Genomic DNA, 25,870 nt, shown 5'->3' on the forward strand with positions numbered 1-25,870 from the left:
ACCCGCGGCGGCACTAGCGTTCCAGACGTGACCGTGTTGCTGACCCGATCCGACGTCGACCGAGCGGTCGACGTGGACGAGGTGCTGGAGCTGCTCGCGGACGGGTTCCGTGCGCCCGCTCCGGTGCAGCCGCCGCTGCGGGTGCGCACCGAGCTGCCCGGCCCGGGGACCGCGACCTGCCTCATGCCGGGGCTGCTGCCGGGGGTGCCCGCGTACACGGTGAAGGTCAACGCGAAGTTCCCGGACGCCTCGCCCGCGCTGCGCGGCGTGGTCTGCCTGCACGACCTCGGCTCGGGTGAGCTGCTGGCGCTGGCCGACTCGGCGGCCGTCACCGCCTGGCGCACCGGGCTGGCCGCGGCCCTGGGCACGCACCTGCTGGCCGATCCGGCGGCCGGCACGCTCGGCTTCGTCGGGGCCGGCGCGCAGGCCCGCGTCGTCGTGGCCGGGCTGCGGCGGCTGCGCACCTGGCGGGAGGTGGTGGCAACCGATCTGGACCCGGCGCGGGCCGCCGACGTCGGCGCGCTGCCGTTGGAGAGCGCGTCGGCGGTCGCGCTGGCCGCCGACGTGGTGGTGCTGGCGACCTGGTCACGCCGCCCGCTGCTGCGCGCCGACGAGGTGCGCCCGCGCCAGCACCTGACCACGCTGGGCGCGGACGAGCCGGGCAAGGTCGAGCTGCCCGCGGACCTGCTGCTGGCCAGCCGGGTGGTGGTCGACGACCTGGCGCTGGCCGCGGCCGCGGGTGCGCTGGGCAACGTCGGGCTGGAGGCCGGGGTGGCCGCGGGCACGCTCGGCGACGTGCTGCGTGGTGACCTGCCCGCCCGGGACGGCACCGACCGGCCGACCGTGTACGCCCCGGTCGGCCTGCCCTGGCAGGATCTGGCCCTGCTGTGGGCGGTCTACCGGCGGCTCTCGCGCGCCGAGGCCGTGACCATCGACCTGCTCGGCTGAGGCTCGTCAGGCCGTCTCGGCGCGGCGGGCGCGGCGGCGGACGGGGTGGTCACGGGGGATCAGCGTCGGGTTGACGTTGTCCAGCACCGTCGCCCGGTCGATCACCACCCGGGCCACGTCGTCGCGGCTGGGCACCTCGTACATCACGTTGAGCAGGATCTCCTCGAGGATGGCCCGGGTCGCGCGGGCGCCGGTGCGGCGCAGCAGGGCCTGCTCGGCGATGGCCGCGACCGCGTCGGTGGTCACCTCCAGCTCCACCCCGTCCAGCTCGAACAGCAGCTGGTACTGCTTGATCAGCGCGTTGCGGGGCTCGGTGAGGATGCGCATCAGGGTGGCCCGGTCGAACGGGCGCACCGTGGTCACGATCGGCAGCCGCCCGACGAACTCCGGGATCATCCCGAACGTCACCAGGTCGGCGGGCATGACCTCGTCGAGTGAGGGCTCGGCGGCGCGGATGTTGGCGCCGAAGCCGATGCCGCGCCGCCGCGAGCGCTGCTCGATGATCTCCTCCAGGCCGGCGAAGGCCCCGCCGAGGATGAACAGCACGTCGGTGGTGTCGAGCTGGAGGAACTCCTCCGCGGGCTGCTTGCGCGAGTTCGGCTGCGGCACCCGCACCGTGGTGCCTTCGAGCATTTTGAGCAGCGCCTGCTGGACGCCCTCGCCGGAGACGTCGCGCACGGCGGTGCGGTCCGCGCCGCCGCGGGCGATCTTGTCGATCTCGTCGATGTAGACGATGCCGGTCTCGGCCCGGCGGACGTCGCCATCGGCGGCCTGGATCAGCTTGGCCAGGATGCTGTCGACGTCCTCGCCGACGTATCCGGCCTGCGTCAGCGCGGTGGCGTCGGCGATCGCGAACGGCACGCCCAGGGTGCGGGCCAGGGTCTGGGCCAGGTAGGTCTTGCCGCAGCCGGTCGGCCCGATCAGCAGGATGTTGGACTTGCCCAGCTCGATCGGCTGCTCTCCGGCCGGGGCCGTCGCGCCGCGGGAGGCGACCCGTTTGTAGTGGTTGTAGACGGCCACCGACAGGGCCGTCTTCGCGGCCTCCTGGCCGACGACGTACTGCTCCAGGGCCGCGTGGATGTCGCGCGGGGTCGGCGGGTGCAGCAGGGTGGCCGCCGCCTGCTCGGTGGCCTCCTCCTCGATCAGCTCGTTGCACAGACCGACGCACTCGTCGCAGATGCAGACCGCGCCGGGGCCGGAGATGAGCTTGCGGACCTGCCGCTGGGTCTTGGCGCAGAAGGAGCAGGCCAGCACATCGCTGCGGGTCACGGGCGCTCCTCGGGGGTCGTCGACCTTCAGATGATACCGGCAGATGATGACAACATCCGAGTGCCGCGTTATGTTGCTTACCGGTCGGGACACGGGAGCAGGGGATGAGCCGCCTCACCAGGGCTGAGACGCAGCAGCGCAACCGCGCCTTCGTGCTGTCGGCGGCCCGCGCCGAGTTCGCCGCCCGCGGCTACCGCGAGGCCACCGTCGACGGCATTGCCGAGCGCGCCGGGCTGACCCGCGGCGCGGTCTACTCCAACTTCCCGGGCAAGCGGGCCCTCTACTTCGCCGTGCTGGCCGACGACGCCGAGCACGCCGCGGGCGAGCAGCAGCCGTCGCCGGGCCGCACGCTTGCCGAGGCGCTGGGGGCGTACGCGCGGGCTACCGTGGCCCGCCTGCCACCGGCGACCCGCGTGCCGGGCGCGCCGCCGCCCGCCCTGGACCTGGTGCCCGAGGTGCTCGACGACGACCGGGTCCGGCGGCCCTTCGCGCAGCTGCTCAAATTGCAGGCGATCCTGCTCGGGCTGGCCCTGGAGGGGCTGGCTGCCGGCCGCGGCACGCCGGAACCGGCGCAGCGGCGGGTGCGGGTCGCCGAGGCCGCGCTGACCACGTTGCAGGGCGCCAGCGTGCTGGCGCAGACCTCGCCCGGCTTCGTCGACCCGTTCCACGTCGTCGCCACCTGCGAGCACCTCGGCGAGCTTGACCTGAGCGACAGCTGGCAGCCGCTGTACGCCGCCCACGTCCCACCGCCGCGCCCGTCCGACGATCCGTGGTCGCCGCGCCTCGCCGAGCAGGAGACCGCGCCCGTCGACGCGCTCGACGGCACGCCGGTGGACCTCGGCCTCGACGGTGTGGTGGCCGTGCTCGGGCTGCACCGGCTCGCCGCGGTCGAGGACGCGGTGCGCGCCGCGCCGCCCGGGGAGCAGGTCACCGCGGTCCTGGTCAGCGGCACGCCGGGCGAGCTGATGCCGCTGGCCCGGCTGATGCTGGCCGAGTTGCGTCGCTGCCTGACCGCCGCGTTCCCGCGCCCGGCCTGGCCACGCCTGCGCATCGTGTACGACGAGAGCGGCGAACTGGCCGCGGCGGCCGGTGTGGACGCCGTCAGCGACGCCACCGAGAGCGCGGTGCGGGTCGTGTCCGGACGGATCACCGCCCGCGCCGAGGGTTACGGGGCCTGCCTCGCCGTCGCGACCACGGAGCTCCAGGAGGAAGGCAAGATCACCGTTTGAGGTCGGAATCTGTGGTCTGACCGCAGATTCTGACCGGAGACAGCGATCTTCGCGGCGGCGAGCAGGGCGCGGCGAGCGGTGATCGTGTTTCCGGCAGAGGGGGCCGGAGGGGCATAGTTTCCGCCATGCTGGATATGTGGTGGCCATGACGGGTGCGGACGCGGGACTGGGCGGGGCACTGACACGGTTGCGCGACGCACTCACCGGGGTGCGCTACCCGCTGGCCCTGCCGGGGGCCGCCGCCGCGACCAGCCTGGCCAAGGCCACCGCCGGCCAGCTCGACGACTATCTCATCCCGCGGCTGGCCCGGTTGGACGCGCCGCTGCTGGCCGTCGCTGGCGGGTCCACGGGTGCGGGCAAGTCCACTCTGGTCAACAGCATCGTGCGCGCCCCGGTCAGCATCGCGGGCGCGCGCCGCCCCACCACGCGCGCGCCGGTGCTGGTCTGCCATCCGTCCGACGCGGCCTGGTTCAGCGAGGCCAACCTGCTGCCGCGGCTGGGCCGCACCGGCGCGGTCGACGGCGGCGGCATCGGCCTGCTCGTCACCCCGGTCGCGGTGCTCAGCCCGGGGGTCGCGCTGCTCGACTCGCCCGACATCGACTCCGTCGAGGAGGAAAACCGGGCGCTGGCCGAGCAGCTGCTGGCCGCTGCGGACCTGTGGCTGTTCGTCACCACCGCGGTCCGCTATGCCGACGCCGTGCCGTGGGAGCTGCTGCACGCCGCCCGTGACCGGGGCACCGCCGTGTCGATCATCCTGAACCGGGTGCCACCCGGTGCCGAGGCCGAGGTGAGGCCACACCTGACCGAGATGCTGGAAGAGCACGGGCTCGGCGGAGTGCCCATGTTCGTCATCGATGAGCAGCGCCTCGACCAGCACGGGCTGCTGTCCGAAGAGGCCGTCGCCCCGCTGCGCGGCTGGCTGGACGAACTCGCCCGCTCCGCCGCGGCCCGCGCGGCCGTGGTGCGCCAGACCGTCGACGGGGCCGTCGCCGCGCTGTCGCCCGCCACCAGCCGCCTCGCCGCCGAGGCCGACGCCCAGACCGAGGCCGTCAAGGCCCTCGGCGCGTCCGTCGACAGCGCCTACCGCGAGGCCGCCGGCGCCGTCGACCAGGGCATCCGCGACGGGACAATGTTCCGCGGCGAAGTGCTCGCCCGCTGGCAGGAACTCGTCGGCACCGGCGAGTTCATGCGCAGCCTGCAGGCCAAGGTAGGGCGGTGGCGGGACCAGTTCGTCAGCGCGGTCACCGGCCGTCCCCGCCCCGCCGACCAGCTGATCACCGCGATCGAGTCGCAGCTGGTCGTCTTCGTGCACGGCGCGGCCGCCGACGCCGCCGAACACGCGGCCGCCGCCTGGCGCGCCCACCCCGCGGGCGGTGGCCTGCTCGCCGCGAACCCGGGCCTGGCCCGGGTCGGCCCCGACATCGACGCCCGCGCCGACCGGGTGGTCCGCGACTGGCAGCGCGGCGTGCTCGACCTGGTCCGCGACGAGTCGGGCGGCAAGCTGTTCGCCGCCAAGTTCAGCGCGTACGCCGTCAACGCGCTCGGGCTGTGCCTGATGGTGCTGGTGTTCGCGGCCACGGCGTTCATCCCGACCGGGGCGGAGATCGCCGTCGGGGCGGGCACCGCCGTCGCCGCGCAGAAGGTGCTCGAAGCCATCTTCGGCGACGACGCCGTGCGCCGCCTGGCCGAGCGGGCCCGGCAGGACTTCCTGACCAAGGTGGACGGCCTGCTCCAGCAGGAGGCGGCCCGCTTCCACGCCGTGCTCGACGGCACCGGGGTGTCCGCCGAGGACGGCGAGCAGCTGCGCGCCGCCGCCGCGGCCGTCGACACCGCGCGCCGGGCCGACCCGATCTCCCAGGACGGGGCCGCCGGGTGAGCGCGCCGACGGTGGTCGAGCGGATGGCGGCGCTCGAACGGTTCACCGCCGCCACCGCCGACCGGCTGCCCGAACGCGACCTCGTCCCGGCCCGCGCGCTGATCGCGCGGTCGGGGGAGCGGCTGGCCCTGTCGCAGCTGCACACCGTGGTCGCGCTGGCCGGGGCGACCGGCACCGGCAAGTCCAGCATCTTCAACGCGCTGGCCGGGGTGCCGCTGTCGCAGACCGGCGTACGCCGGCCCACCACCGGTGAGGCGCACGCCTGCGTATGGGGCCCCGACAGCGCCGACCCGCTGCTGGACTGGCTCGGCGTGGACCGCCGCTACACCCGCGACGGCGGGACCGAGCCCGACCTGTCCGGCCTGGTGCTGCTCGACCTGCCCGACTACGACTCGGTGCAGGCGGCGCACCGGGCCGAGGCCGACCGGCTGCTGTCCGTGGTGGACCTCATCGTGTGGGTGCTGCACCCGCAGAAGTACGCCGACAAGATCGTGCACGCCGGTTACCTGGCCCAGTTCCACCGCCACCGCGACATCACCGTCGTCGCGCTCAACGCCGTCGACCTGCTGTCCGCCTCCGACCTCGACGACTGCGTGAGCGACCTGCGCCGGCTGCTGTCCGCCGACGGCCTGGACGGGCTGCCCGTGCTGACCACCTCCACAGTCGGCCCACCGGGGCTGGACCCGCTGGTCAAGGCGATCCGGCAGGCGGTCGTCGCCCGTCAGGCCGCGGTGCGGCGACTGGCCGCCGACCTCGACGGGATCACCGCCGAGCTGACCCCGACCGTCGCGGCCGACCCGCCGAAGGCCGCCCTGGACGCCGAGGCGAGCAGGGCGCTCACCGCGGCGCTGTCGCAGGCCGCCGCGGTGCCGACGGTGGCCGCCGCGGTCGAGGGCGCGTACGTGCACCGGGCCCGCAAGATGACCGGCTGGCCGCTGCTGCGCTGGATCCGCCGTACCCGCGCCGACCCGCTGGACCGGCTGCACCTCGGCGACCACCGGGCCGCCGTCCCGGCCGCCACCTCCTTGGCCCCGGCGTCGCCCGCCGCCACCGCCGCCGTCACCAAGGCGCTGCGCGAGGCCGCCGACCGGGCCAGTGCGCCGCTGCCCGCGCCCTGGCAGGACGCCATGCTCGCGGCTGTGCGCTCGCATCGCGACGAACTGCCCGATGCGCTCGACCGCGCTGTCGCGCAGACCGACCTCGGGGTCGCCCGCAAACGCTGGTGGTGGCGGGCGGTGGGACTGCTGCAATGGCTCGTCACCGCGGTGGCCCTGGTCGGCCTGCTCTGGCTCGGCGTACGCATCGGTATGCAGGCGCTGGCGCTGCCGCCGCTGCGCACACCCTTGGTGGACGGCTGGCTGCCCATGCCCACGGCGTTGCTGGTGGGCGGCCTGCTGGCCGGGTTCCTCATCGCGGTGCTGGTGCGCCCGGTGGTCCGGCTGGCCGCCCGCGGCCGCCGCCGCCGCGCGGCCAGACGGCTGCGCGCCTCGGTGCAGGGCGTGGTCAAGCAGCTGGTCGAGGCCCCGGCGACCGCCGTCCTCACCGACTACACAGACGCCCGCGCCGCCCTGCGCGAGGCCGCCGGCGGCACCGCCCGCCGCTGACCTCGCCCTCGTCCCGAACCAGGCACTTCAGATCGACGCAAAGGCGCTGAACAGGGAATATGCTTCCTGGAAGGGCCTCCGCCAAGGCTTCCCGACATGCCCTCCGGCAGGAAGGCTGTGAAGTATGGCCGGTGGTGAGCCGTTCGCGGCGAAGTTGACGGTATGCACAGAACTGGACGCGGGCAGTCTCGGCGCCGCGGTGCGTTACACCCATGCCGGCAGGCTGGAACTCGACCTGGCCCTGCAGCGCCTCATCGAGCGGGCCCGCGCCGTCGGCGCCGGCGACGAGCGCATCCGCGCGCTGCTGCGGGCGAATCTGGAGATGGCCCGCGGGGTGGATCTGACCCAGGTGCTGCACCGGCTCGTGGTGACCGCACGGCAACTGGTGCGAGCCCGGTACGCCGCGCTGGGTGTGGTCGAGGACGGGCACATCACCGAGTTCGTGTACGACGGCATGGACGCGGCGACCGCCGACCGTATGGCGCACGAGCCCGAGGGGCGTGGACTGCTCGGGCTGCTGCTGGCCGAGCCGCTCCCGGTCCGGGTCGCCGACATCTCCCGGCACCCGGGTTCGGTGGGCTTTCCGGAGCACCATCCGCCGATGACGTCCTTCCTCGGGGTGCCGATCGTGTCGGGCGGGCGGCTGCTGGGCAACTTCTACCTGACCGAGAAGCAGGGCGAGGCCGAGTTCAGCGCCTTGGACGAGGAGCTGATCATCGACTTCGCCGAGGTCGCCGCGGCCGCCATCGCCAACGCGAGCATCTTCACCGAGGCCTGCCGTCGCCACGCCTGGCAGGAGGCCATGGTCATGATCACCGAGCGGGTGCTCGGCGGCGTGGAGCCGGACACGCTGATGGCCGAGCTCATCAGCCAGGCGGAGCGGGCCGACCGGGCCGACGGCGCGTGCGTCGTGCTGCTCTCGCCCGACGGCCTCACCGTGACCGCCGTGCAGGCCATGGGCACGCTGAAACTGCTCGTCGACGCACCCGACGCGCTGCTGTCGGTGTGCGCCCTGGTGATGGCCGAGCGCCGGGTGCTGGTCGTCGAGCCGGGCGCCGATCCGCGGCTGAGGGACCTGCTCGGCACCGCGCACCCCTGGCACATCCTGATCGCCCCGCTGACCGGGCAGGAGACGATGCTCGGCGCGATGCTGCTGTCGAAGAAGCCCGCGGAGGGGCCCTTCGACGCCGTCGACGTCGAGATGGCCTCGGTCTTCGCGGGCCAGGCGAGCCTGGCGCTGGAACTCGCGGGCGCGGCCGACCTCGATGACGGCGAGCTGACCGATCAGCACCTGGCCTTCGCCGAGGGACTGCGGGAGCGGTTCCTGCACCGGCTGACCCGGATCAGCTTCTCGCTGCGCTCCCTCGTCGACCACTGCATGGACATCGAGCTGCGCGAGCAGGCCGGCTACAAGTTGGCCGAAATGGACGCCCTGATCGACCACCTGAAGTCGCTGACGTTCCAGCGGACCGACCGCTGACACGGGGAGGTTCCCTCCCGCCGTGGGAGGGAACCCTGTGTCGCGTCAGCCCGCCGAGATCCAACCGGCCAGCTCCGCCGGGCGGTTGGTGATGATGCCGTCGACACCGAGCTGGTCGAGCGAGCGCCACTGCGCCGCGCTGTCGATGGTCCAGGCCATCACCGCCACGCCCGCCTGGTGCAGCTCGCCGACCAGGGCCGGCCGGGCCAGCAGCGCCGCCCCCGCCGGGTTGTACGCGGTCAGGTGCAGTTGCCCGGCCAGGGCCACCGGGTCGGCGTCGAGTGTGCTGCGCAGCAGGCCGATGGGCAGCTCCGGGGCCAGCTCGTAGCTGTGCTGCAGCGACGGCACGTCGAAGCTCTGGATGAACACCCGGCCGGTCATCTGCTGCTCGCGGATGATCTGCACGATCTTCGCGACCTGGTCGCGGGTGTGCGCGCCCTTGATCTCCAGGAGCAGGTTGCCGCCACGGGTGCGCAGGTCGGCCAGCTGCTCGGCGAGGGTGGGCAGGCGGGCGCCCGCGTAGTGGGGCGCGAACCAGGAACCGGCGTCCAGCGCCTTGAGCTGTGCCGAGGTCAGGTTGCGGATCGCGCCGGAGCCGTCGGTGGTCCGGTCGACGGTGCTGTCATGCAGGATGAACGGCACCCCGTCGGACGACGGCTGCACGTCGTTCTCGATCCAGTCCGCCCCCGCGCGGCGTGCGATCTCCTGTGCCACCAGCGTGTTCTCCGGTGCGGCAGATGACGCACCGCGGTGCGCGATGACCGCGACCGGGCTGCCGGGCGCGCGCAGGTACATGTTGGACGGGGCCAGCTTGGTCACGCGTACGTCGTCGAAGGAGACCGTGGCGCCGTTGACGAACAGCGCCTGCCCGCCGCCGGTCGAGCGGCCCAGGCTGGTGGTGCGCAGCACCTCCACCCCGTCGAAGAGCCAGCGGGCCTGGCTGCCGTGCACCTCGGCGGCGATACGCACGTCCCGGCCGGTGCCTGCCGCGTACGGGGCGGCGGCGGTGTTCGTGACGTTCCACGCGTTGCCCGTGGTGCGCTGCGCGAACTCCAGGCCGTTGCTCGCGGTGGTGCCGCTGCGCATGGTCGCGATGGACCACGGCGTCGTGCCGTCGCCGGGCACGTCCAGGCCGAGGGCCGCCCAGCGGGTGCTCGCCGTGACCGATTCGAACCGTGCCGTCGCCTCGAACCGGAAGTGGGCCAGGTTACGCCCGAACGTGATCTTGTTGTTGGCCGACGAGCCGGTCGACGCGCCGACCAGGCGGCCGTTCTGCACGGTCCAGGAGCCGTCGACGGCCCGCCACCCGGCGGGCAGCGTGCCGGCGGAGAAGTCCGCCGACACGACGACGTCGCCCGGCGCGGCGGCGGCCGGCGACGCGGCCGCCGCGGTGCCGCACAGGGCGAGGGCGGCCAGCGCCGCCGTGGTGCGCAGATGCCAGGAGGGGGTACGCGGTGAGGTGGCCATGCCCGGACCGTAGGAAAAAGGACGGAACGGCCCACGAATGCGCGATGGCCGCACAGGTAACGGGGGCTGTCGGTCGTGGGTGCGGATGATGGCAAGATCGCCGGTTGAGGTCATGATCTGTGTTCGGACCACACCTGCCGACCCGAACCGGCGGTCCTGCTTCCACCCCGACCCCGTACGACGGAAGGATCTTCGCGATGGCCACCGAACGCCCCGACGTGCCCGTGATCGCCGGTGAGCGGGAGATGCTGCGGCAGTTCCTCGACTACCACCGGGCCACGCTGGCCTGGAAGTGCGACGGGCTGACCGACGAGCAGCTGCGCGAGCGGTCCATGTCCCCGTCGACGTTGACCCTGCTCGGGCTGGTCCGGCACATGTGCGAGGTGGAGCGCACCTGGTTCCGCAAGGTGATCGCCGGTGAGGACATCACCCTGGTCTGGTCACCGGACAACGACTACCAGGTGGCGTACGACCCGACCGGCGCGACCCGGGCCGAGGCGTTCACGGCCTGGCAGGCCGAGGTAGAGCACTCGCGCCGCATCGAGCGCGAGGCCGGGTCGCTGGACGTGGTCGGGCACCAGGCCCGCTGGGGCGAAGACGTCTCGCTGCGGTTCGTGATGCTGCACCTGATCCACGAGTACGCCCGCCACAACGGCCACGCCGACTTCCTGCGCGAGGGCGTCGACGGCGTCACCGGCGCCTGACCGGTCGCGCCGCACCGTCCGCACACGACGCGACGCGACGCGGCCCGCGCTGCGTGCGCGGGCCGCGTCGGCCTGGTGTGGCAGCGGTTACGGGGCGAGCGCGATCAGCGAGGTCTTGTCGTTGATGTCGCCGCCGACGTACAGGTGGTCGCTCTTGACGAACAGCCGGCAGGTGCCCAGGTTCTGGCCCGAGTCGTTGTCGCAGAGCACGGCGCGGCCCACGCCGGGCACGCGCAGCGAGCTGACCGCGTCGTTGCCGACCGGGGCGAGGTCGCCGGCCGTGTAGATGCCGGGGCCGAAGGTGGCCGTGGCGCCCTTGAAGTCGCGGTCGGCGTACACGTCGAGCAGGTTGCCCGATGCCGGGCCGGCCTGCACGACCAGCGTGGAGATGCCGTCGTTGATGGCGTTGCCGGCCAGGTTGTGCTCGCCGGGGCCGAACATCCGGCACAGGCCCAGGTCGCCCTGCCCGCTCAGGCCGGTGGTGTCGTTGCGGCAGCCGACGACGCGCCAGCCGTCGCCGACCCGCAGCGAGCTGATCTTGTCGTTGCCGACGGTGGCCAGCTCGTTGGCGAACGCCGTGTACACGCCCGGGTTGAAGCGCTGGAGCAGGCCGCCCATGTTGGCGTCGCTGGTGGCGATCAGCGGGGGAGCGCCCACGGCGACCAGGGAGATCTTCTTCTCCAGGTCGCCGCCGACGGTGGCGTGCTCGCCGCCGCGGAACAGCCGGCACTTGCCGAGGTCGAGGCTGGCGGTGCCCGGCTTGGCGTCGTTGTCGCAGGCGACGACGCGGTACCCGTCGGTGACCTTCAGCGACTTCACGGAGTCGGCGAGGGTGGACAGGTTGCCGGCGACCTGGCCGAAGCCGCCCGAGCCCAGCGGCAGCGAGGTGCCGGTGAACTTGGTGTCCTGGAACGCGGTGACCGCGGTGCCCTTGACCGGCTTGCCCATGACGGCCAGCAGCGAGATCTTGTCGTTGAGTTCGCCGCCGACGAAGTCGTGCAAGCCGGCGTCGAAGTAGCGGCAGGTCCCCAGGGAGCCCTTGTTCACGTTGCCTTCGGAGCCGCCGTTGTCGCAGGCCACCGCCCGGTAGCCGGAGGCGACGTAGAGCGAGGTGATGGCGTCGTTGCCGACGACGCCGAGTTCCTTCTTGGCCGCGTCGAACACGCCCGCGCCGTAGGACTGCTTGGCGCCGGTGAAGTTGCGGTCCGCGTACGCGACCAGCGGTGCGGAGCCGACGCCGGGGATCACCGCCGCCTGCGCCGGCGTGGCGCTCAGCAGCGCCGGCAGCAGCGTGGTCGCCACCGCCGCGCCTGCCGCCAGGGACCTTCGAATCGACATGCCAGCCTCCGAACCCGAATCGACCGCGCCGACTCGTAGACCATGGACATTGGGCCTGGGGAGGCGTAGCGGCAGGCACAGGTGTCAGGGGGAGCCGTGGCCGGCACACCTGGAGCGCATCCCGCCACGCGCTCTATCAGGTATGCCCTTTGTATCGGATTTAGTCCTTAATGTCCATAATTGCGCGGTTTCTGCGACGCGCCTGACCGGGTAGCGAAGCGGCACTTGACGTGCATGGCTAATGGCAGTAGCTTTTTGGCTATAAGTAATAGCGAAGGGAGTGAGATGCCCAGGGCCGGACTGTCCACCCAGGCCGTCGTGCAGGCGGCCGTCGAGGTCATCGACGAGCACGGCGTCGCGGCGCTCACCCTGGCCGCGGTCGCAGCCCGCTGCGGCGTCGCCGCCCCCTCGCTCTACAAACACGTCGCCGGACTCACCGAGCTGAAGACCCTGGTCGGCGTACGCGTGCTCAACGAACTCGCGGACCGCTTCGCCGACGCGGCGATGGGCCGCAGCGGCGCCGACGCGATCACCGCACTGATGCACGCGTACCGCGCCTACGTCACCGCCCACCCCGCCCGCTACGCCGCGATGCCGGTAGACCCGCTGCACCAGCCTGAACTCGCCGCGGCCGGCATCCGGCAGCTGGAGGTCATCCAGGCGGCGCTGCGGCCCTGGCGGCTCGACCCCGCCGGGCAGATCCAGACCATCCGCAAGCTGCGTGTCATCGCGCACGGGTTCGCCTCGCTGGAGTCCGCCGGCGGCTTCGGCCTGCCCGAGGACCTCGACGAGACATACCAGCAGCTCATCACCACTTTTCTCGATTCCCTGCCGGCTCACCCCTGAGGAGAAGACCGTGTCCGCACCCCTGACCCGCATCCGCCTCGCCGCCGCCGCGCTGGCCGCGGCCGGAGTGCTGTTCGCCCTGTACCCCGGCCTGCGCCCGTGGCGCGACGAGACCACGCTGCAGGGCGCGCAGGAAGCCATGTCCTCGCCGTGGTGGGTGGCCACCCACCTGTTCGCGATGATCGGCTTCATCCTCGTGCCGCTCGCCCTGCTGGCGGTGCGCCGCGTCGTCGACGGCACGCGGGCCGAACCCCTTGCCCTCACCGCCGCGGTGACCGCCTGGATCGGCGCCGGGCTGACCCTGCCCTATTACGGCGCGGAGGACTTCGCGCTGCACGTGCTGGCCGTCGAGAGCACCGGCGGCGCGCAGCTGGACCTGCTCGGCCTCACCGAAAGCGTGCGCTACCTCCCGGCCGCGATGACCACCTTCGGCATCGGACTGGTCCTGCTCGCCGTCGGGGCCGTCCTCGCCGCCGTGGCGATCGCCCGCTCCGGCGTGCTGCAGCCCCTGTCCGGAGTGCTGTTCGCGGTGGGCTTCGCGACCTTCCTGCCGCAGTTCTTCACCCCCGCGCCCGTCCGCGTCGCGCACGGCCTGCTCGTCGCCGCCGGCTGCGTCTGGCTCGCGACAGGCCTGTGGCGGGCCGCCTCCCGCCCCGCCGCGGCCGTCCCGGCCCCCGCCGTCGCCGTCCCAGCCTCCTGAGAAAGGAAGGGCACCTTCACATCGCTATGCGATGTAGAAGGTGCCCTTCCCAACCTCGCAGGGCTCAGGACCTGCCCTGGTGCGCGTCGTGGAGGGCTTGGATGTCGAGTTTCGTCATGCCGAGCATGGCGTGCATGACCCGGCTCGCCTTGGCCGGATCGGGATCGGCCATCAGCTCGCCGAGCACCTTCGGCACGATCTGCCAGGACACGCCGTAGCGGTCCTTGAGCCAGCCGCACTGGCCCTCCTCGCCGCCGTCGGACAGCCGCGCCCACATCTCGTCGACCTCGGCCTGATCGGCGCAGTCCACGAAGAACGAGATCGCTTCGGTGAAGTGGAACGCCGGCCCGCCGTTGAGCCCGACGAACGGCTGTCCCTCCAGCTCGAAGTTCACCAGCATCGCCCGATCCTCGGGACCGGGGACCACACTGACGATCCGCGAGTTCTTGAAGATCGAGGTGTAGTGCGCCGCGGCCTCCTCCGCCTGGGTGTCGAACCACAGGTACGGGGTGATCTTCTGCATCACGGCCTCCTTGCCGACGAAGATGGGCAGCGGTGCGCCCGCTCCCCATCTAACGCCCGTCGGCTGACATCCGCCCGTGCCCGGCCCGGTGCTAGGCCGGAGTCCACCCTCTCGGCGTTGTCCACGGCTCGGCCTTGCCGCAGCCCACCGGCGATGGATCCGGGGCGTTCTTGCGATCCATGGCGTAGAGCACGACCCTGCCCGCCGGGTCCACCCAGCACGTGGTGCCGACGACGCCGAGGTCGAACGCGTCCCGCCGGTCGATCTCGCGCCCCTGCTCGTCGTAGCTGATGAGCAGACCCTTGCGGGCGGCGAGGTGGCCGTCGCTGAGCACCGCGAAGGTGCCGTCGGCCAGCCGGGCCGTGCTGCGGTGGCCCTCCCCGTCGTCGAGGACCACCTTGGTGACGCGGCGGTGGACGAATCCGGCGATCGCCGTCTGCCCGCCCCACGGGTCGCTGGAGCCCGCGGACTCACCGGAGACCGGCCCGGGCAGCCACTGCGGTGCGTTGCGGAAGCTCATGCTGCTGCTCCACTCGTCCGTCGGCGGGATGGTCGGCTCCATGGTGCAGAAGATCACCGTCTGCTCCAGCCGGTAGACGACGATCGCCCGGTCCTCGCGTTCGGCGTAGTTCACCAGGCTCGGGCGAGCCCCCTCGGGCCAGGCGAAGGTCGGCTCCTCCGCCGGGCGGTCGACGTTGTGCACGTGCACGTGCTGCCAGGCGTGGGTCAGGCACAGGTTGCCGGTCTTGCGGACCATCGGCGACAGCGCGCTGTCGCCGAGTGCGACGATCTCGGGCTGCGGTTGCTCGTCGCCGGGACCGCCGGTCCACATGACGACCGCCGTGGCGCAGGCCGCCGTGGCCAGACCCGCGCCCAGCACCCGCAGCGCACGTCCGCGCCCGTAGGCCGGACGGGCCGACGAGAAGAGGCCGTCGAGGATCCGGCGCCGCATGCGGGCCTGCCGGGCCGCGGGCATGTCCCGCTCGGGCGGCAACTGGTCGAGGTGGGTCATCACGCCTCCTGCGTCTCGTGGGGCACCGGCGCCGCGGCGTCGCCGAGGGACCGGGACAGGCGGGACCGGGCGCGGCTGACCCGCGCGCGTACCGACGCCTCGGTGATGCCGAGCAGCGCAGCCGCATCGGCATAGGACACGGACGACCACACGCACAGCGCCAGGGCCTCGCGTTCGGCCCGGGGCAGGCGGCGGGCCGCGTGCAGCACCGCGCGCATGCGCCGCTCGTCGTCGACCTGCCCGGCCACGCGGTCGGCGAGGTCGGCGGCGTCCCGGTCGGGCGGCAGCCGCAGCACGGCGGCCAGCCAGCGCCGGGCCGAGCGCCGCTCGTCGCGTACGACGTTGGTCGCCACGGTCAGCAGCCATGGCAGGGCCGAGCCGTCGACCAGCCGGATGTCGGATCGCCTGCGCCACGCGGTGAGGAACACGGCCTGGGTCGCGTCCTCGGCCGTGCTCCACGAGGCGGACAGCCGGAAGCAGTGGTTGTACACCGCCTTCACGTGCCGGTCGAACAGCAGCCCGAACGCCGCCTCGTCGCCGTCGGCGGCGTCGGCCCACAACTGCCCGTCGCTGCGCTGCATGATGGTCGTCACGCCTACCTATGGCCGGCCGGCCGCTTGCTGTTGCACGGAATCCGGCGGACCCGTGCGGCAGGCTTCCGGGTGCACGCGGACCCGGCCGGCCACCCGTTCTGCCTCGTCTGTTGGTGACCCGCCCTGGGCTCAGGTCGGGATGCGGCAGACCGCGCTGACCGGGGCCATCGGGCGCACCCGGCGGCCCAGCGCGCCCAGCAGCGAGTCCTCGACGTGGAAGTCGCGCACCCGCAACCGGTAGCGCACCAGCTCCTCCGAGGTGGGGCAGAGCACCCGCGCCGCGATGTCGTCGTTGTCGATGTACCGGACGCCGCCGCGCTCCTGCAGGATCACCGTGTTGACGTCGTCGGTGCTGATCACGTGCCCGCGCACCTCTTCGGGCACCCCGGCCTGGGTGGTCACGGTGGTGACCGTCATCGGCAGCACCGGCGTCAGCACCACGGGCACCGCCGCGATCAGCAGCACGACCGCGATGCCCGGCTGGGCCAGCGCCGCCGCGGGCAGCACCAGCCACCGCGGCAGCGGCCCGCTCACGCCGAGCGCCAGCACCGGCGGCACCACCAGCAGCGCCACCGCGAACAGCTCCCCGGCGCGCCAGGCCTGCAGCACTGTCGGTGCGATCAGCCAGCCGTATCCGGCCAGCGCCACCGCGATCGTCGCCGCCCAGCGCCAGCGTGGCCACTCCACCGCCGCCAGCTCCCGCTGGAACACCGCGACCGCAGCCACGACCAGCAACGGCAGGTAGAGGATCTGCCAGGTGGCCAGCGCGATGGCGAACACGGCCGCCAGGAACCACGGCGGCGACATCGCGTACCAGCGCGCGAACAGCGGCCGCCGCCGCGGCCAGCCGGCGGTGCTCACCGCCAGCACCGCGCCGAGCGCGAACACCGCGACCAGCCCTGTGGTCACCAGCCGGGTCGCGGTGGTGAACAGCGCGGCCATCAGGTTGATCGGCCCGACGTTGGCGACCAGCAGCAGCGTCGTCTGCAGCTCCCCGCCCGCCTCGATCCACAGCCGCATCACCGAGAAGACGGCCGGCACACCGACGGCGACCGTCCAGAAGCCCTGGCCGGCGCGCCACGGGTTGCGCTTGCGGGGCGGCGGCGGCCCCGGCTCGCCGGCCACGGTCATGGCTTCGGCGCCTTCTCGTCGTAGTCCACCAGGTCCGGAGCGTCGATGGGCGGCTGGGTGGTGTCGTCGCCGAGCCACGGCCCCAGCGTGCGCCGGTACGCCGCCAGCCATGGGCTGGTGGACGTCGTGCGGCCGGTGTCGTAGCTCTTGCGCAGGAAGAACGCCACCAGGTCGCGCAGCTCCGGGTCCTGCTTGGACACCCCGACGCCGAGCCGCTCGTTCGCGCCGATCGGGACGTCGACGATGAACAGGTCCTTCGGGTGCTCGGAGAGGTAGCCGGCGAGGATCGTCTCGTCGGTGGAGTACGCGTGCGACTTGCCCGACAGCAGGCGCTCCAGGCACTCGCGGTTGGTCGCCGCCGGGTACACCTTCAGCGCCCGGTCGGTGAACTGGCGCTCGCCGGTGGATCCGCCGACCACGCAGGTCTCCCGGCCGGGCTGGGCCAGGTCGTTGAGGTTGCGGATCTTGTCGCGGTCGGTGGTGCGGATCAGCAGTTCCTGCTTGGTGGCGAAGTACGGCCCGGCGAAGTCGATCTCCTTCTCCCGGTCGGGGGTCATCGAGTAGCTGGCCACCACCAGGTGCACCTGACCGGAGACGAGCGCGTTCTCGCGGTCCTCGGTCTGCAGCGGCACCCACTCGATGCGGCTGTCGCCCTTGAAGCCCAGCGACTCGGCGAGGTAGCGGGCGATCTCGATGTCGAAGCCCTCGAACCGCCCGTTCACGATCTGACCCATGAGCGGCTGGTCCTCGGCGACCCCGATCTTGATCTTCGGCTGCCCGTACACATCGGTCTTTTTGAACAGGTCGTCCACGGTCTTCGGCGCATTGCCCTTGGGCCCGCAGGCCGCGGCGCCCGCCAACAGCATCGTCAGCGTCACCGCGGTGGCGGTCAGCAGCGGCCGCCAGCGTGGCCGGCCAGAAGTCTCAGTCATCGGCGGTCCTCAGGTAGTTGGACGGCGCCGGTCCAATGTAGTCGTCCGATTCCAGCCCGTGACCCCCGCCAATACAACGTTTAGATGAAGCACCCCACCTGACACGCCACGCACAACCCCGCCGAAGGCGCCCGTCCCGCTGTTTCGGGGGAACTGCACGAATCCGGGCCGCCAAACGCGCAGTTTCCCCGAAACTGCAACGGCGCGGGTGCGGGTGGGGGTAGGGGCGTCAGGCGCGGGCGAGGACGGCGGCGGCCACGGAGGCGAGCAGGCGGGGGGTGAGGAGGCCGTCGCCGAGGCCGAGGCCGACGAAGCCGTCGAAGACGTGGCGGTGGCGGGCGGCGGCGCGCAGGCCCGCGTCCACGACCCACGGCTGCGCGGTCAGCCGGGCGATCACGCCGGTGTGCCGCAGGTGGCGGCCCAGCCGGCGGCGTAGCGCGGCGATGTAGGCCTGCCCTGCGGCCGGACCGCCGGGCGTCACCGCGGCCTGCCCGGCCAATGACCCGGACAGCACCGCGTAGAAGATGCCCTCACCGGTGAACGGGTTGATCAGCGACAGCGCGTCCCCGGCCAGCAGCAGCCGCCCGTGCCCTGGCCGGGGCCGCCACGTCGACAGCGGCAGGTGATGCGCCCGTGCGTCGGCCACCTCGGTCGCACCGGTGTCGCCGAGCAGCGAGTGCATCCGCTCCAGCAGATGCGCCCGGCTCAGCGGGCCGCCCGACACCAGCTCGCCGTAGCCGACGTTGCGCCGCCCGTCGCCGATCGGGAACGACCAGGCGTAGGCGGGCCAGCGCTGCCCGGTCATCACGATCCGCTGCTCCGGCCCGGCCTCGCCCGGGTCCCGCGGCACGACACCGGCCTGGCTGGTCGCCGACGGTCGAGACACCGGGTCGGGGGCGTAGGCGCGGATGGCCACGGCCAGCCGGTCCGGCGGGTTGCGGGGCAGGCCGAGCGCGCGGCGCACCGTCGAGTTCGCGCCGTCGGCCCCGATCACGACACGTGCGGCGAGGCCGTCACCGAGGTCGACGCCGTCCGCGCGCACCGCGATGGCGCGTACCGTGTGCTGCTCGAACGTGGCGCCGGCCCGCACCGCGGCGGCGACCAGGCGGGCGTCGAACACCGCGCGCGGGATGACGTACGCGGGTTCCGGCAGCTCGCCCGCCGCGTGCGCGCCGCCCGGCCCGGTCAGGCGCAGCGAGCGGATCGGCGTGAACCCGTCGGTCAGCCCGGTGACCCCGAGCCCGGCCAGCACGTCCAGGCCCTGCTGGGCGATGCCGTCGCCGCAGGCCTTGTCGCGGGGGAACAGCTCACGGTCCAGCAGCAGCACGTCCGCCCCGGCCTGCGCGGCGGCGAGCGCGGCGGCTGACCCGGCCGGCCCGGCCCCGACGATCGCGACGTCGTACACGCCTCCAGCATCGGCCATTGCCGCGCACACCGCCACGGGAGTCGAAAATCCGTTGCCGGGCAACGGGGTCCGTGATGAAGTGATCTCGCCCCGGCGGGCTCATAGCGGGTGTCTGCCAGACAAAGTGCACTGGAATCCGTCATTCCATGCTGACAGGCCTCTTTAGCCTGATACCCGTCCTAGCCATCGGACCCGCTCCGGGGCGACCTCTTCCTTCCCTTCTCCCGAGGAATCGCCATGGGCACCACCAAAGAGATCGTCATCAAGAACACCCACCGCGGCCTGCGCTACGTCGACGGCAGGCTCACCGACGTGCTCGAGGCCGGACGCTACGAGCTGCCCGCAGCGTTCGGCCGCTTCGGCAAGCGCGGCCCGGTCGTCGAGGTGACCCTGGTGGACATGCGCGAGCGCGAGCTGACCCTCAAGGGGCAGGAGATCCTGACCTCGGACAAGGTCGCGCTGCGGGTGAGCATCCTGACCCACTTCAAGGTGGTCGACCCGGTGGCCGCGGTGGAGCGGGTGGACAGCTACACCGACCGCGTCTACAGCGACGTGCAGCTGGCGGCCCGCCGGTCGCTGGCGTCGATGACGCTGGAGGACATCCTCACCAACCGCAACCAGCTGTCCGAGGACATCCTGCGCGACGTGCAGGGCGCCGCGGCCGGGTACGGCGTGGAGATCCTGCGGGCCGACGTGAAGGACATCGTCTTCCCCGGCAACCTGCAGGAGGTCATGAACCGGGTGCTGACCGCGCAGCGGCTCGCCGAGGCGCAGCTGGTCGACGCGCGCACCAAGGCCGAGAAGGACGTGCTGGAGGCGCGCTCGCGCGCCGAGGCCGACCAGGTCACCGCGGCCGCCCGGCGCGACGCGACCCGGCTGGCCGCCGAGGCCGACGCCGCGGCCCAGCGCATCCGGGTCGAGGCCGAGGTCGAGGCGCTGCGCCGGCTCGCCGAGGCCGCGGCCGTGTACGCCGAGCACCCGGCGCTGCTGCGGCTGCGCGAGCTGGAGACGATGACCGCGCTCGGCGGCAACGCCGAGGCCCGCCTGTACATCGGCTTCGACAAGCACAGCACGCCGAACTGAACGATGCTCGCCGGGCGGGTCCACATGGATCCGCCCGGCGGCTATTCGGCCGAGCCGAATCCGGGCAGGCCGAGCTCGACCCGGACGGTGTCGACGAACCGCGACTCCGCGTCCCACATGGCCTCGTAGACGTCGGCCGGGATCCGGCCCGCGGCGTGGGTCGCCCGCGCCGCGGCGGCCCGGCGCACCGCTCTGGCCAGTTCACGGGCGTGCTCGACGACCGTGGCCGAACCGGCGATCAGCCGCACGCCGACATGCGCGGCGTCCATGCGCTGCCGGTATGCGGTGCCGTCCGCGTCCAGCAGCGGGATGAGGATCTCCTGCTGCTCCGCGTGCGGGACGATCTCGACCTGCGTGTGCGGGCTCTGCGTGTACGCGACGTATTCGCGCACCGCGGTGAGGTACGCCGCGTACGCCGTCCGGCGGGTGTCGGCCAGGTGCCGCCGGTCCTCCCGCCGGTGTCCCGCGGCCTGTGTCCGGCTCGCGACCCAGCCACCGGCGAGCACGCCGAGCAGCGGGCCCAGGGTGCTGAGCAGGATCGTCAACGGCTCCAAGGCGTCCGTCCCTTCAGTCCCCACCCACGATCGCAGCGCCGTCAAGGTGCCCGGCGGTGTACGGCGGCGGGCGCGTGTGCGACTCTCGGCGGCGACGCCGCGGCACGGGCCGCACCGGCCGCGGCCCGGAGCACACGGCAGGCAGGAGGCCGGCGATGGCGCACGGGGACGCGGAGACGGTGGTGGCGGTGCCGGCCGGGGAGCGGGCGCTGATCGCCTGGGGTTTCCCGATCGCGGGCATGGCCCTCGGCTGGCTGCTCAAGGCGGTCGCGGGCTGGATCGCCGGGTTGTCGTGGGCGCCGTTGCAGGGCCCGTTCAAGCTGATCGCGGAGATCCCCGAGCCGTGGGCCACCGTCGGCGCGCTCGTGCTCGGCCTGGTCGCCGGGCTGCTGCTGGTGCTCACCGCGATCGGCGAGCGGCTGACCGTGACGGTGCGCGACGACGTGGCCGTGCTGGCCCGGGTCGACGGGCCGTCCCGCACGGTCGCCCGCGCCGACGTGGCCGTGGTCTTCGCCGACGGCAAGCAGCTCGTGCTGCAGAACGCGGACGGCTGGGAGCACGCCCGGGAGGCCTCCGATCTGCGCACCGACGAGCTGCGGGCCGCGTTCACCGCGCACGGCTGGCCGTGGCGCACCGACGGCGACCCGCACGGCGAGCTGTTCCGGCTCTGGGTGCCCGACCTGCCGGGGCTGCCGGAGGGCGCGAACGCGCTGCTGGTGGCGCGGGCGAAGGCGCTGTCCAAACGCGAGGAGGCGGAGTCGGCGGTGCTGCGCGAGGAGCTGCGGCGTTTGGGCGTGCTGGTGCGCGAGGAGCAGCGCCGGCAGTACTGGCGGCTGGCCACGCCACCCGCCGCGGGCGGCCGCGTCGATTAGCCGCCGGATCCGGCAACCGGAGCGCGCTGCCGAGCGTCGATCGAGTGACATGCATCGCCGACTCGGGGGAGTTCTTGTGAAGCGCAAGTTGACCAGGTTCGCGGCCGGGCTGCTCGCTGTGCCGGTGCTCGTCCTCGCCGGGTGCGCGCGGGCTCCCGAGCCCGCCCTGGCGGTGCCGATGGTCGGCGAGGCGACCGCACCTGCCGACGCCGAGGCGCTGCTCGCCCAGTTCGCCGACTTCCCGGTGGAGCGCACGCCGCGGCCGATCCTGCTGTTCAGCGGCCGTGTGATGGAGTACGGCTACACCTCCGGCGACGCGAAGATCGCCGTTTCGCTGGGGCGGCTGGCGCTGCGGGCGGAGCTGCCAGACAGCCCGGCGACGGTACGCGCCACCCTGCACGACGGCGCGTTCGAGCTGCCGGCGATCAGCGCGCGGCAGGCGTACGACATGCTCCTCGCTGTCGGCGATCCCAAGTCTGCGCCCGACGCCAACCCGGCGCCGCTGGCGATCACGAAGGTGACGCTCGGCGAAGCCGAGTTCTCCACCGACCGTGGCCTGCGCAAGCTGCCCGCGTGGCTGTTCACCGCGGCGGAGTCGTTCCAGCCGATCGCCGTCCTCGCGCTGGCCGACACCGCGTTCTGGCCGGCGGAGCGCATGAAGGGGGCGATGGGCCCGGCGGGTCTCGCCGCCGACGGGGTGACGCTGACCGTCCGCCTGACGACTCCGGGTCCGCCGTGTCCGGGCCGGCTGGCGAACCAGTACGAAGCCGAGGTGGTGGAGTCGGCCAAGGCGGCCCTGGTGCGGCTGCGGATCGTCGCCACGCCCCCGGCCGCCAGCCCAGGCACACCCGAAGGCTGCGCGCGGTTCGCAAAGCTGTACACCGAGGAGTTCACGGTGCGCCTGGCGCAGCCCTTGGGCAACCGGGTGCTGCTCCACACGTCCGAGCACCCGTCGTAGCGGCCACCGGAATCCGCTGGCGGCTCGGGTGTCGCGCCTGGCAGGCTGACCGCGATCGGGGCGGAAGGGGGCGGTCGTGGCAGTGCGCCCGGAGATCGGCGACCCGCTGCGGCCCTGCCTGGACTGCCCGGCCTGGGAGTTCGGCGGCGCGCCGGGCTGCGCCCGGTGCGCGGGCCTGGTCGACGCGCTGGTCGAGGAGCAGTGGCGCGCCTATGTCGGGGCCGGGTTCGGGGAGCTGTCGGCGGCCGAGCAAACCGACGTCGCCCGGATGGTCGCCGACGAGCCCCACCGCCACGACTGGTGCGTGGTGGACGCCGCCCTCGACCGGCTGCGCTGCGACGGGTGCGGCGGCCGGCTGGGCTCCGGGCCGGTGTCGTGCGGATCGTGCGAGGTCGCCCACGGCTTCCGGTACGCGGCGATCGAGACCGACCGGCCCGGCGCGCCGCAGGGCAACGAGCACGCCGTACGGGTCAACGTCTCGGTGGTGCGCCGCCCGCAGGTGACGTCGGCGCAGGAACTGCTGGCCCGCCGGCTGCTGCTGCCGGCGCTGCTGGTGGGGCGCCTGCCGTCGACGGCGCAGGCGCAGCGGTTCAGCGCGGCGCTCAAGGAGGCGGTGGCACGGGTGGGCGAGACGTCGCTCGCCCACGACCCGACGGCCCTGGCCCGCGACCCGGCGCTCGCCGCACTGGTTGCCGGGAGCGATTTCCCCCAGCTTTTCGGACCTGCCCTTTCCCGCTGAGCGGACGTGACGGGACGCGGCGGTTTCGGGCGGATCACGCCCGGCCTCGGTGAATGCATTCTCCGGCAACAAATTCCCGGCCTGCTCTGGCGCTGACATACCGCGGCGGGGTAGAAAGACTCCGATCCCGTCCCCTCCGGCGCGGGCAGGAACAGATCTGGCGGAGAGAGCGCTCTCCACCAAGATCAGTTCCGGTGCGCGCCGGCCGTCACGACAATGGTGGGTCAAGGCTCACGGACGTGGGCAGGGCCCTGCCACCCGTACCTCCCCCGGGGTGGCGGCCGTGCGCTGCGCGCGGCATCGAGGCGTCGCAGCGCCCCACGGCACCGTGAGACACGGCGGCCGGTCCTAGCCCCAGGGCCGGCCGCCGGCGCCACCCGGACCGGCCGGTCAGGCCGCGGCCAGGCGCATGCGGCGGCGCCGGAAGAAGGGGAAGGCCAGCACGACGATCAGCGAGAGCAGCGGTGCGGGCGCCCCGAACAGCGCCCGCCAGAGCACGAAGTCGAGCACCGGCACCGCGACCGCGGCCCAGTGGAACCAGGCGGGGAAGGTCGGCGTACGACGTCTCGGGTCGGTCCACGGGGTGTGCCGCCAAGGTTTGGCCACCGACAGCCAGGCCTGCACCGCGATCGCCGAGGCCATCAGCGCCGACGCCACGATCATCGGGCCGGCGTCGGCGGCGGCCCCGGCTTCGGGCAGCGCGTCCAGCCGCGGGCTGAGGATGAAGATGCCGACGTAGAGCTGGATCAGGGTGACCGCGAACTTCGCCAGCACCCACCAGTAACGCAGGTAACCCCAGGCCGTCAGCGCGGACAGCATCAGCCCGGTGAACGCCGACGAGGTCGCCAGGTGCGCCAGCAGCTGCTTGTCGAGGGTGCGGGCGGCCTCGTAACCGGCCGGCGTGCGGGTGATCAGCAATACGCACAGGCACAGGGCCAGGCTCATCCAGCCGATCGAGGTGACGGCGTGCAGCCACACCAGCGTCTGCCGCCCCCACTGCCCACTTCTGCGTGCCATGCGGGCCAGCCTGGCCGCTGCCGCCCGGTCCCGCATCAGGGACGTGACCCTGACCTGACCCGGAGACGGGGACGCCCCCGGCGCCGGCGGCGGCCCGAGGGCGGGGACAGGTGTGCGAGGAAGGTCTGTGCGGCCCCGGTTCACCGCGCCGTTGAGGCGAACCCGGGCCGACCTGAACCAGTCTGCCCAAACACAGGTCCCGACTGCACCTGTCGTCGGTCGGGACCTATGTCTGACGAAAGTCAGGCGGCCCTGGTCACGCCGTCGGGGACACGCTCGGCGACGGCTGCGCCGACGCCGACGGATCCGGGTTGCCGAGCGCGGCCAGTTCCGGCGGGATCGGCAGCGCGCTGCCCTTCATGTAGTCCTCCCAGCCCACGCTCCACGCCGTCCAGCCGTTGGCGGGCTTGACCTTGCGCTCGGTGCCCTTCACGGTGACGGGCGTGCCGACGCTGGTCAGGTTGAACAGGTATACGGCGTTGGCCATGGACACGTTCACGCAGCCGTGCGACACGTTGCGCACGCCCTGGTGCTGCACCGACCACGGTGCGGCGTGGATGTACTCGCCGCCCCAGGTCAGGCGCTGGGCGTACTCGATGTTGACGACGTAGCGGTCGACGTTGCCCGGGTCGTCGGTGGTGTCGAAGACCGTCTTGCGCTGCTTGTCCATGATCACCATGGTGCCGGAGGACGACGGGGTCGTCTTCTTGCCCAGGCTGACCGGGATCGTCTTGACCACCGCGTCGTTCTTGAACACCTGCATGCGCTTGTTCGCGTTGTCGACGATCAGCTCGATCTTCTCCTTGGCGATGTTGCCGACGCCCAGCCGGTCGGCGTCGCCGTAGCGGCCGTCGCCCATCGGCACGCCCTCCAGCGCCGCCCGCACGGTGATCTTCGTGCCGGTCTGCCAGTACTCCGGCCCCCGGTACATCACCTGCAGCGCGCTGGACCAGTGCCAGATGCCCGGCTGCGGCGGCTCCACCTTCACGAACAGGCGGCGCTCCACGGCGGCCCGCGCCGACGCCGGCACCGGCTTGGTGAACTCGATGACCACCGGCATCGCCACGCCGTAGGTACGCTCGGCGAACAGGTACAGCCCGGCCCCGGTCTTCTTGCTCGGCCTGCCCATCGTCGTGAACGACGTCTTCTTCTCCATGGTCGTGCCGTCCGGGCCGACCGCGACGACCGTCGCCGAGTACTTCTTGCCGTACTTGAGCGGCTTGCTCGGCACCCACGACGAGCCGTCGGCACGCATGCTCCCGCCGACCTTGCCGCCGGCCGCGTCGGTCATCGTCACCGACTGCACCTGCCCGCCGCTGACCTTGGTGCCGATCTCGGCGCTCACCGGCTGGTTCTTGGCCGCCTCGGCGGGCGTCACGGCCAGCGCCAGCGGCTCCGTGCTGGCCGGCGCGGGCACCGGGGCCGACTGGGTCGGCGCCACGAACGAAGGCGGCGTCTCACCCTTCGAGCACGCCGTCAACGCCAGCGGCGCGACCACCGCCAGCACCAGTGCCATCGCGCCCCTGCGCGCCGTCGTCCTCAGGCTCATCGCCGCCTACCCCGCTCCCCAGATCCACACATCGCGGAACA

24 protein-coding genes are annotated in these 25,870 nt (G+C 73.0%); 12 read left to right on the forward strand and 12 right to left on the reverse strand.

The window, feature by feature from the left end:
* Positions 1-27 precede the first annotated feature (27 nt).
* Positions 28-948 (forward strand): ornithine cyclodeaminase family protein, encoded by a 921-nt coding sequence (locus F6W97_RS23725; RefSeq protein ID WP_155372604.1) that lies wholly within the window; start codon positions 28-30, stop codon positions 946-948.
* Positions 949-954: 6 nt separating this feature from the next.
* Here the strand turns inward: F6W97_RS23725 and clpX are convergent, their stop codons facing one another.
* Complete coding sequence (clpX, locus tag F6W97_RS23730; RefSeq protein ID WP_155372605.1) at positions 955-2,217, reverse strand: ATP-dependent Clp protease ATP-binding subunit ClpX; 1,263 nt, start codon at positions 2,215-2,217, stop codon at positions 955-957.
* Between the two features lie 104 nt (positions 2,218-2,321).
* On the opposite strand from clpX, the gene F6W97_RS23735 reads away from it, so the two are divergent.
* From F6W97_RS23735 to F6W97_RS23750, 4 genes are all read left to right on the forward strand, one after another.
* Entirely contained in the window at positions 2,322-3,446 is a 1,125-nt protein-coding gene (locus F6W97_RS23735) for a TetR/AcrR family transcriptional regulator (protein ID WP_155372606.1), read from the forward strand.
* A gap of 145 nt (positions 3,447-3,591) precedes the next feature.
* Positions 3,592-5,322 carry a GTPase gene (locus F6W97_RS23740; RefSeq protein ID WP_155373085.1) on the forward strand — a complete coding sequence of 577 codons (1,731 nt, stop codon included), beginning with the start codon at positions 3,592-3,594 and terminating at the stop codon, positions 5,320-5,322.
* Positions 5,319-6,926 (forward strand): GTPase family protein, encoded by a 1,608-nt coding sequence (locus F6W97_RS23745; protein WP_196279287.1) that lies wholly within the window; start codon positions 5,319-5,321, stop codon positions 6,924-6,926. Before F6W97_RS23740 ends, F6W97_RS23745 begins: the two co-directional genes overlap by 4 nt.
* A gap of 199 nt (positions 6,927-7,125) precedes the next feature.
* Positions 7,126-8,406, forward strand: coding sequence for a GAF domain-containing protein (locus F6W97_RS23750; RefSeq protein WP_196279288.1), 1,281 nt, complete (start codon positions 7,126-7,128; stop codon positions 8,404-8,406).
* Between the two features lie 45 nt (positions 8,407-8,451).
* Here F6W97_RS23750 and F6W97_RS23755 read toward each other — a convergent pair whose 3' ends face one another.
* The gene (locus tag F6W97_RS23755) at positions 8,452-9,873 is read right to left on the reverse strand and encodes a glycerophosphodiester phosphodiesterase family protein (protein ID WP_155372608.1); all 1,422 of its coding nucleotides are present in this window, start codon (positions 9,871-9,873) and stop codon (positions 8,452-8,454) included.
* 197 nt (positions 9,874-10,070) lie between these two features.
* On the opposite strand from F6W97_RS23755, the gene F6W97_RS23760 reads away from it, so the two are divergent.
* Positions 10,071-10,577, forward strand: a complete 507-nt coding sequence (locus tag F6W97_RS23760) for a DinB family protein (RefSeq protein ID WP_155372609.1) — start codon at positions 10,071-10,073, stop codon at positions 10,575-10,577.
* Between the two features lie 87 nt (positions 10,578-10,664).
* Here F6W97_RS23760 and F6W97_RS23765 read toward each other — a convergent pair whose 3' ends face one another.
* Positions 10,665-11,915, reverse strand: a complete 1,251-nt coding sequence (locus F6W97_RS23765; protein ID WP_155372610.1) for a hypothetical protein — start codon at positions 11,913-11,915, stop codon at positions 10,665-10,667.
* Between the two features lie 285 nt (positions 11,916-12,200).
* On the opposite strand from F6W97_RS23765, the gene F6W97_RS23770 reads away from it, so the two are divergent.
* The gene (locus tag F6W97_RS23770) at positions 12,201-12,761 is read left to right on the forward strand and encodes a TetR/AcrR family transcriptional regulator (protein WP_155372611.1); all 561 of its coding nucleotides are present in this window, start codon (positions 12,201-12,203) and stop codon (positions 12,759-12,761) included.
* Between the two features lie 10 nt (positions 12,762-12,771).
* Positions 12,772-13,461 carry a hypothetical protein gene (locus F6W97_RS23775; RefSeq protein WP_155372612.1) on the forward strand — a complete coding sequence of 230 codons (690 nt, stop codon included), beginning with the start codon at positions 12,772-12,774 and terminating at the stop codon, positions 13,459-13,461.
* A gap of 64 nt (positions 13,462-13,525) precedes the next feature.
* On the opposite strand, the gene F6W97_RS23780 is transcribed toward F6W97_RS23775, so the two are convergent.
* From F6W97_RS23780 to F6W97_RS23805, 6 genes are all read right to left on the reverse strand, one after another.
* Positions 13,526-13,984, reverse strand: a complete 459-nt coding sequence (locus F6W97_RS23780) for a VOC family protein (RefSeq protein ID WP_155372613.1) — start codon at positions 13,982-13,984, stop codon at positions 13,526-13,528.
* Between the two features lie 91 nt (positions 13,985-14,075).
* Entirely contained in the window at positions 14,076-14,996 is a 921-nt protein-coding gene (locus F6W97_RS23785) for a hypothetical protein (RefSeq protein ID WP_155372614.1), read from the reverse strand.
* On the reverse strand, positions 14,996-15,589 hold the full coding sequence (locus F6W97_RS23790; RefSeq protein ID WP_196279289.1) for an RNA polymerase sigma factor: 594 nt from the start codon (positions 15,587-15,589) through the stop codon (positions 14,996-14,998). Before F6W97_RS23790 ends, F6W97_RS23785 begins: the two co-directional genes overlap by 1 nt.
* 129 nt (positions 15,590-15,718) lie before the next feature.
* On the reverse strand, positions 15,719-16,720 hold the full coding sequence (locus tag F6W97_RS23795) for a hypothetical protein (protein WP_155372615.1): 1,002 nt from the start codon (positions 16,718-16,720) through the stop codon (positions 15,719-15,721).
* Positions 16,717-17,652: a transporter substrate-binding domain-containing protein gene (locus F6W97_RS23800; protein ID WP_155372616.1), complete on the reverse strand. Its 936-nt coding sequence runs from the start codon at positions 17,650-17,652 to the stop codon at positions 16,717-16,719. The genes F6W97_RS23795 and F6W97_RS23800 overlap by 4 nt, the downstream gene beginning before the upstream one ends.
* A 229-nt stretch (positions 17,653-17,881) precedes the next feature.
* Entirely contained in the window at positions 17,882-19,087 is a 1,206-nt protein-coding gene (locus F6W97_RS23805) for a geranylgeranyl reductase family protein (RefSeq protein ID WP_407924604.1), read from the reverse strand.
* A gap of 207 nt (positions 19,088-19,294) precedes the next feature.
* Between F6W97_RS23805 and F6W97_RS23810 the strand changes: the two genes are divergently transcribed.
* Entirely contained in the window at positions 19,295-20,140 is an 846-nt protein-coding gene (locus tag F6W97_RS23810) for a slipin family protein (RefSeq protein ID WP_155372618.1), read from the forward strand.
* A 41-nt stretch (positions 20,141-20,181) separates the two neighbouring features.
* On the opposite strand, the gene F6W97_RS23815 is transcribed toward F6W97_RS23810, so the two are convergent.
* A complete protein-coding gene (locus F6W97_RS23815; protein ID WP_155372619.1) occupies positions 20,182-20,694 on the reverse strand; it encodes a hypothetical protein in 513 nt (170 codons plus the stop codon).
* A gap of 155 nt (positions 20,695-20,849) precedes the next feature.
* Between F6W97_RS23815 and F6W97_RS23820 the strand changes: the two genes are divergently transcribed.
* The 3 genes from F6W97_RS23820 to F6W97_RS23830 all read left to right on the forward strand — a co-directional run bounded on the left by F6W97_RS23820 (position 20,850) and on the right by F6W97_RS23830 (position 23,263).
* A complete protein-coding gene (locus tag F6W97_RS23820) occupies positions 20,850-21,566 on the forward strand; it encodes a YqeB family protein (protein ID WP_155372620.1) in 717 nt (238 codons plus the stop codon).
* A 76-nt stretch (positions 21,567-21,642) separates the two neighbouring features.
* Entirely contained in the window at positions 21,643-22,524 is an 882-nt protein-coding gene (locus F6W97_RS23825; protein ID WP_155372621.1) for a hypothetical protein, read from the forward strand.
* Positions 22,525-22,600: 76 nt separating this feature from the next.
* Entirely contained in the window at positions 22,601-23,263 is a 663-nt protein-coding gene (locus F6W97_RS23830) for a hypothetical protein (RefSeq protein ID WP_196279290.1), read from the forward strand.
* 390 nt (positions 23,264-23,653) lie between these two features.
* On the opposite strand, the gene F6W97_RS23835 is transcribed toward F6W97_RS23830, so the two are convergent.
* Both F6W97_RS23835 and F6W97_RS23840 read right to left on the reverse strand, forming a co-directional pair.
* The gene (locus F6W97_RS23835) at positions 23,654-24,280 is read right to left on the reverse strand and encodes a hypothetical protein (protein WP_155372622.1); all 627 of its coding nucleotides are present in this window, start codon (positions 24,278-24,280) and stop codon (positions 23,654-23,656) included.
* Positions 24,281-24,536: 256 nt separating this feature from the next.
* Positions 24,537-25,829, reverse strand: coding sequence for a L,D-transpeptidase (locus F6W97_RS23840; protein ID WP_155372623.1), 1,293 nt, complete (start codon positions 25,827-25,829; stop codon positions 24,537-24,539).
* Between the last annotated feature and the right edge of the window lie 41 nt (positions 25,830-25,870).

This window comes from Catellatospora vulcania, from assembly GCF_009720385.1.
Taxonomy (GTDB): Bacteria; Actinomycetota; Actinomycetes; order Mycobacteriales; family Micromonosporaceae; genus Catellatospora; species Catellatospora vulcania.

Coding starts and splice junctions, on each gene's coding strand:
- F6W97_RS23735 (WP_155372606.1), top strand. CDS start 2,322: ATGAGCCGCCTCACCAGGGCTGAGACGCAGCAGCGCAACCGCGCCTTC.
- F6W97_RS23740 (WP_155373085.1), top strand. CDS start 3,592: ATGACGGGTGCGGACGCGGGACTGGGCGGGGCACTGACACGGTTGCGC.
- F6W97_RS23755 (WP_155372608.1), bottom strand. CDS start 9,873: ATGGCCACCTCACCGCGTACCCCCTCCTGGCATCTGCGCACCACGGCG.
- F6W97_RS23760 (WP_155372609.1), top strand. CDS start 10,071: ATGGCCACCGAACGCCCCGACGTGCCCGTGATCGCCGGTGAGCGGGAG.
- F6W97_RS23765 (WP_155372610.1), bottom strand. CDS start 11,915: ATGTCGATTCGAAGGTCCCTGGCGGCAGGCGCGGCGGTGGCGACCACG.
- F6W97_RS23770 (WP_155372611.1), top strand. CDS start 12,201: ATGCCCAGGGCCGGACTGTCCACCCAGGCCGTCGTGCAGGCGGCCGTC.
- F6W97_RS23780 (WP_155372613.1), bottom strand. CDS start 13,984: ATGCAGAAGATCACCCCGTACCTGTGGTTCGACACCCAGGCGGAGGAG.
- F6W97_RS23785 (WP_155372614.1), bottom strand. CDS start 14,996: ATGACCCACCTCGACCAGTTGCCGCCCGAGCGGGACATGCCCGCGGCC.
- F6W97_RS23795 (WP_155372615.1), bottom strand. CDS start 16,720: ATGACCGTGGCCGGCGAGCCGGGGCCGCCGCCGCCCCGCAAGCGCAAC.
- F6W97_RS23800 (WP_155372616.1), bottom strand. CDS start 17,652: ATGACTGAGACTTCTGGCCGGCCACGCTGGCGGCCGCTGCTGACCGCC.
- F6W97_RS23810 (WP_155372618.1), top strand. CDS start 19,295: ATGGGCACCACCAAAGAGATCGTCATCAAGAACACCCACCGCGGCCTG.
- F6W97_RS23820 (WP_155372620.1), top strand. CDS start 20,850: ATGGCGCACGGGGACGCGGAGACGGTGGTGGCGGTGCCGGCCGGGGAG.
- F6W97_RS23835 (WP_155372622.1), bottom strand. CDS start 24,280: ATGGCACGCAGAAGTGGGCAGTGGGGGCGGCAGACGCTGGTGTGGCTG.
- F6W97_RS23840 (WP_155372623.1), bottom strand. CDS start 25,829: ATGAGCCTGAGGACGACGGCGCGCAGGGGCGCGATGGCACTGGTGCTG.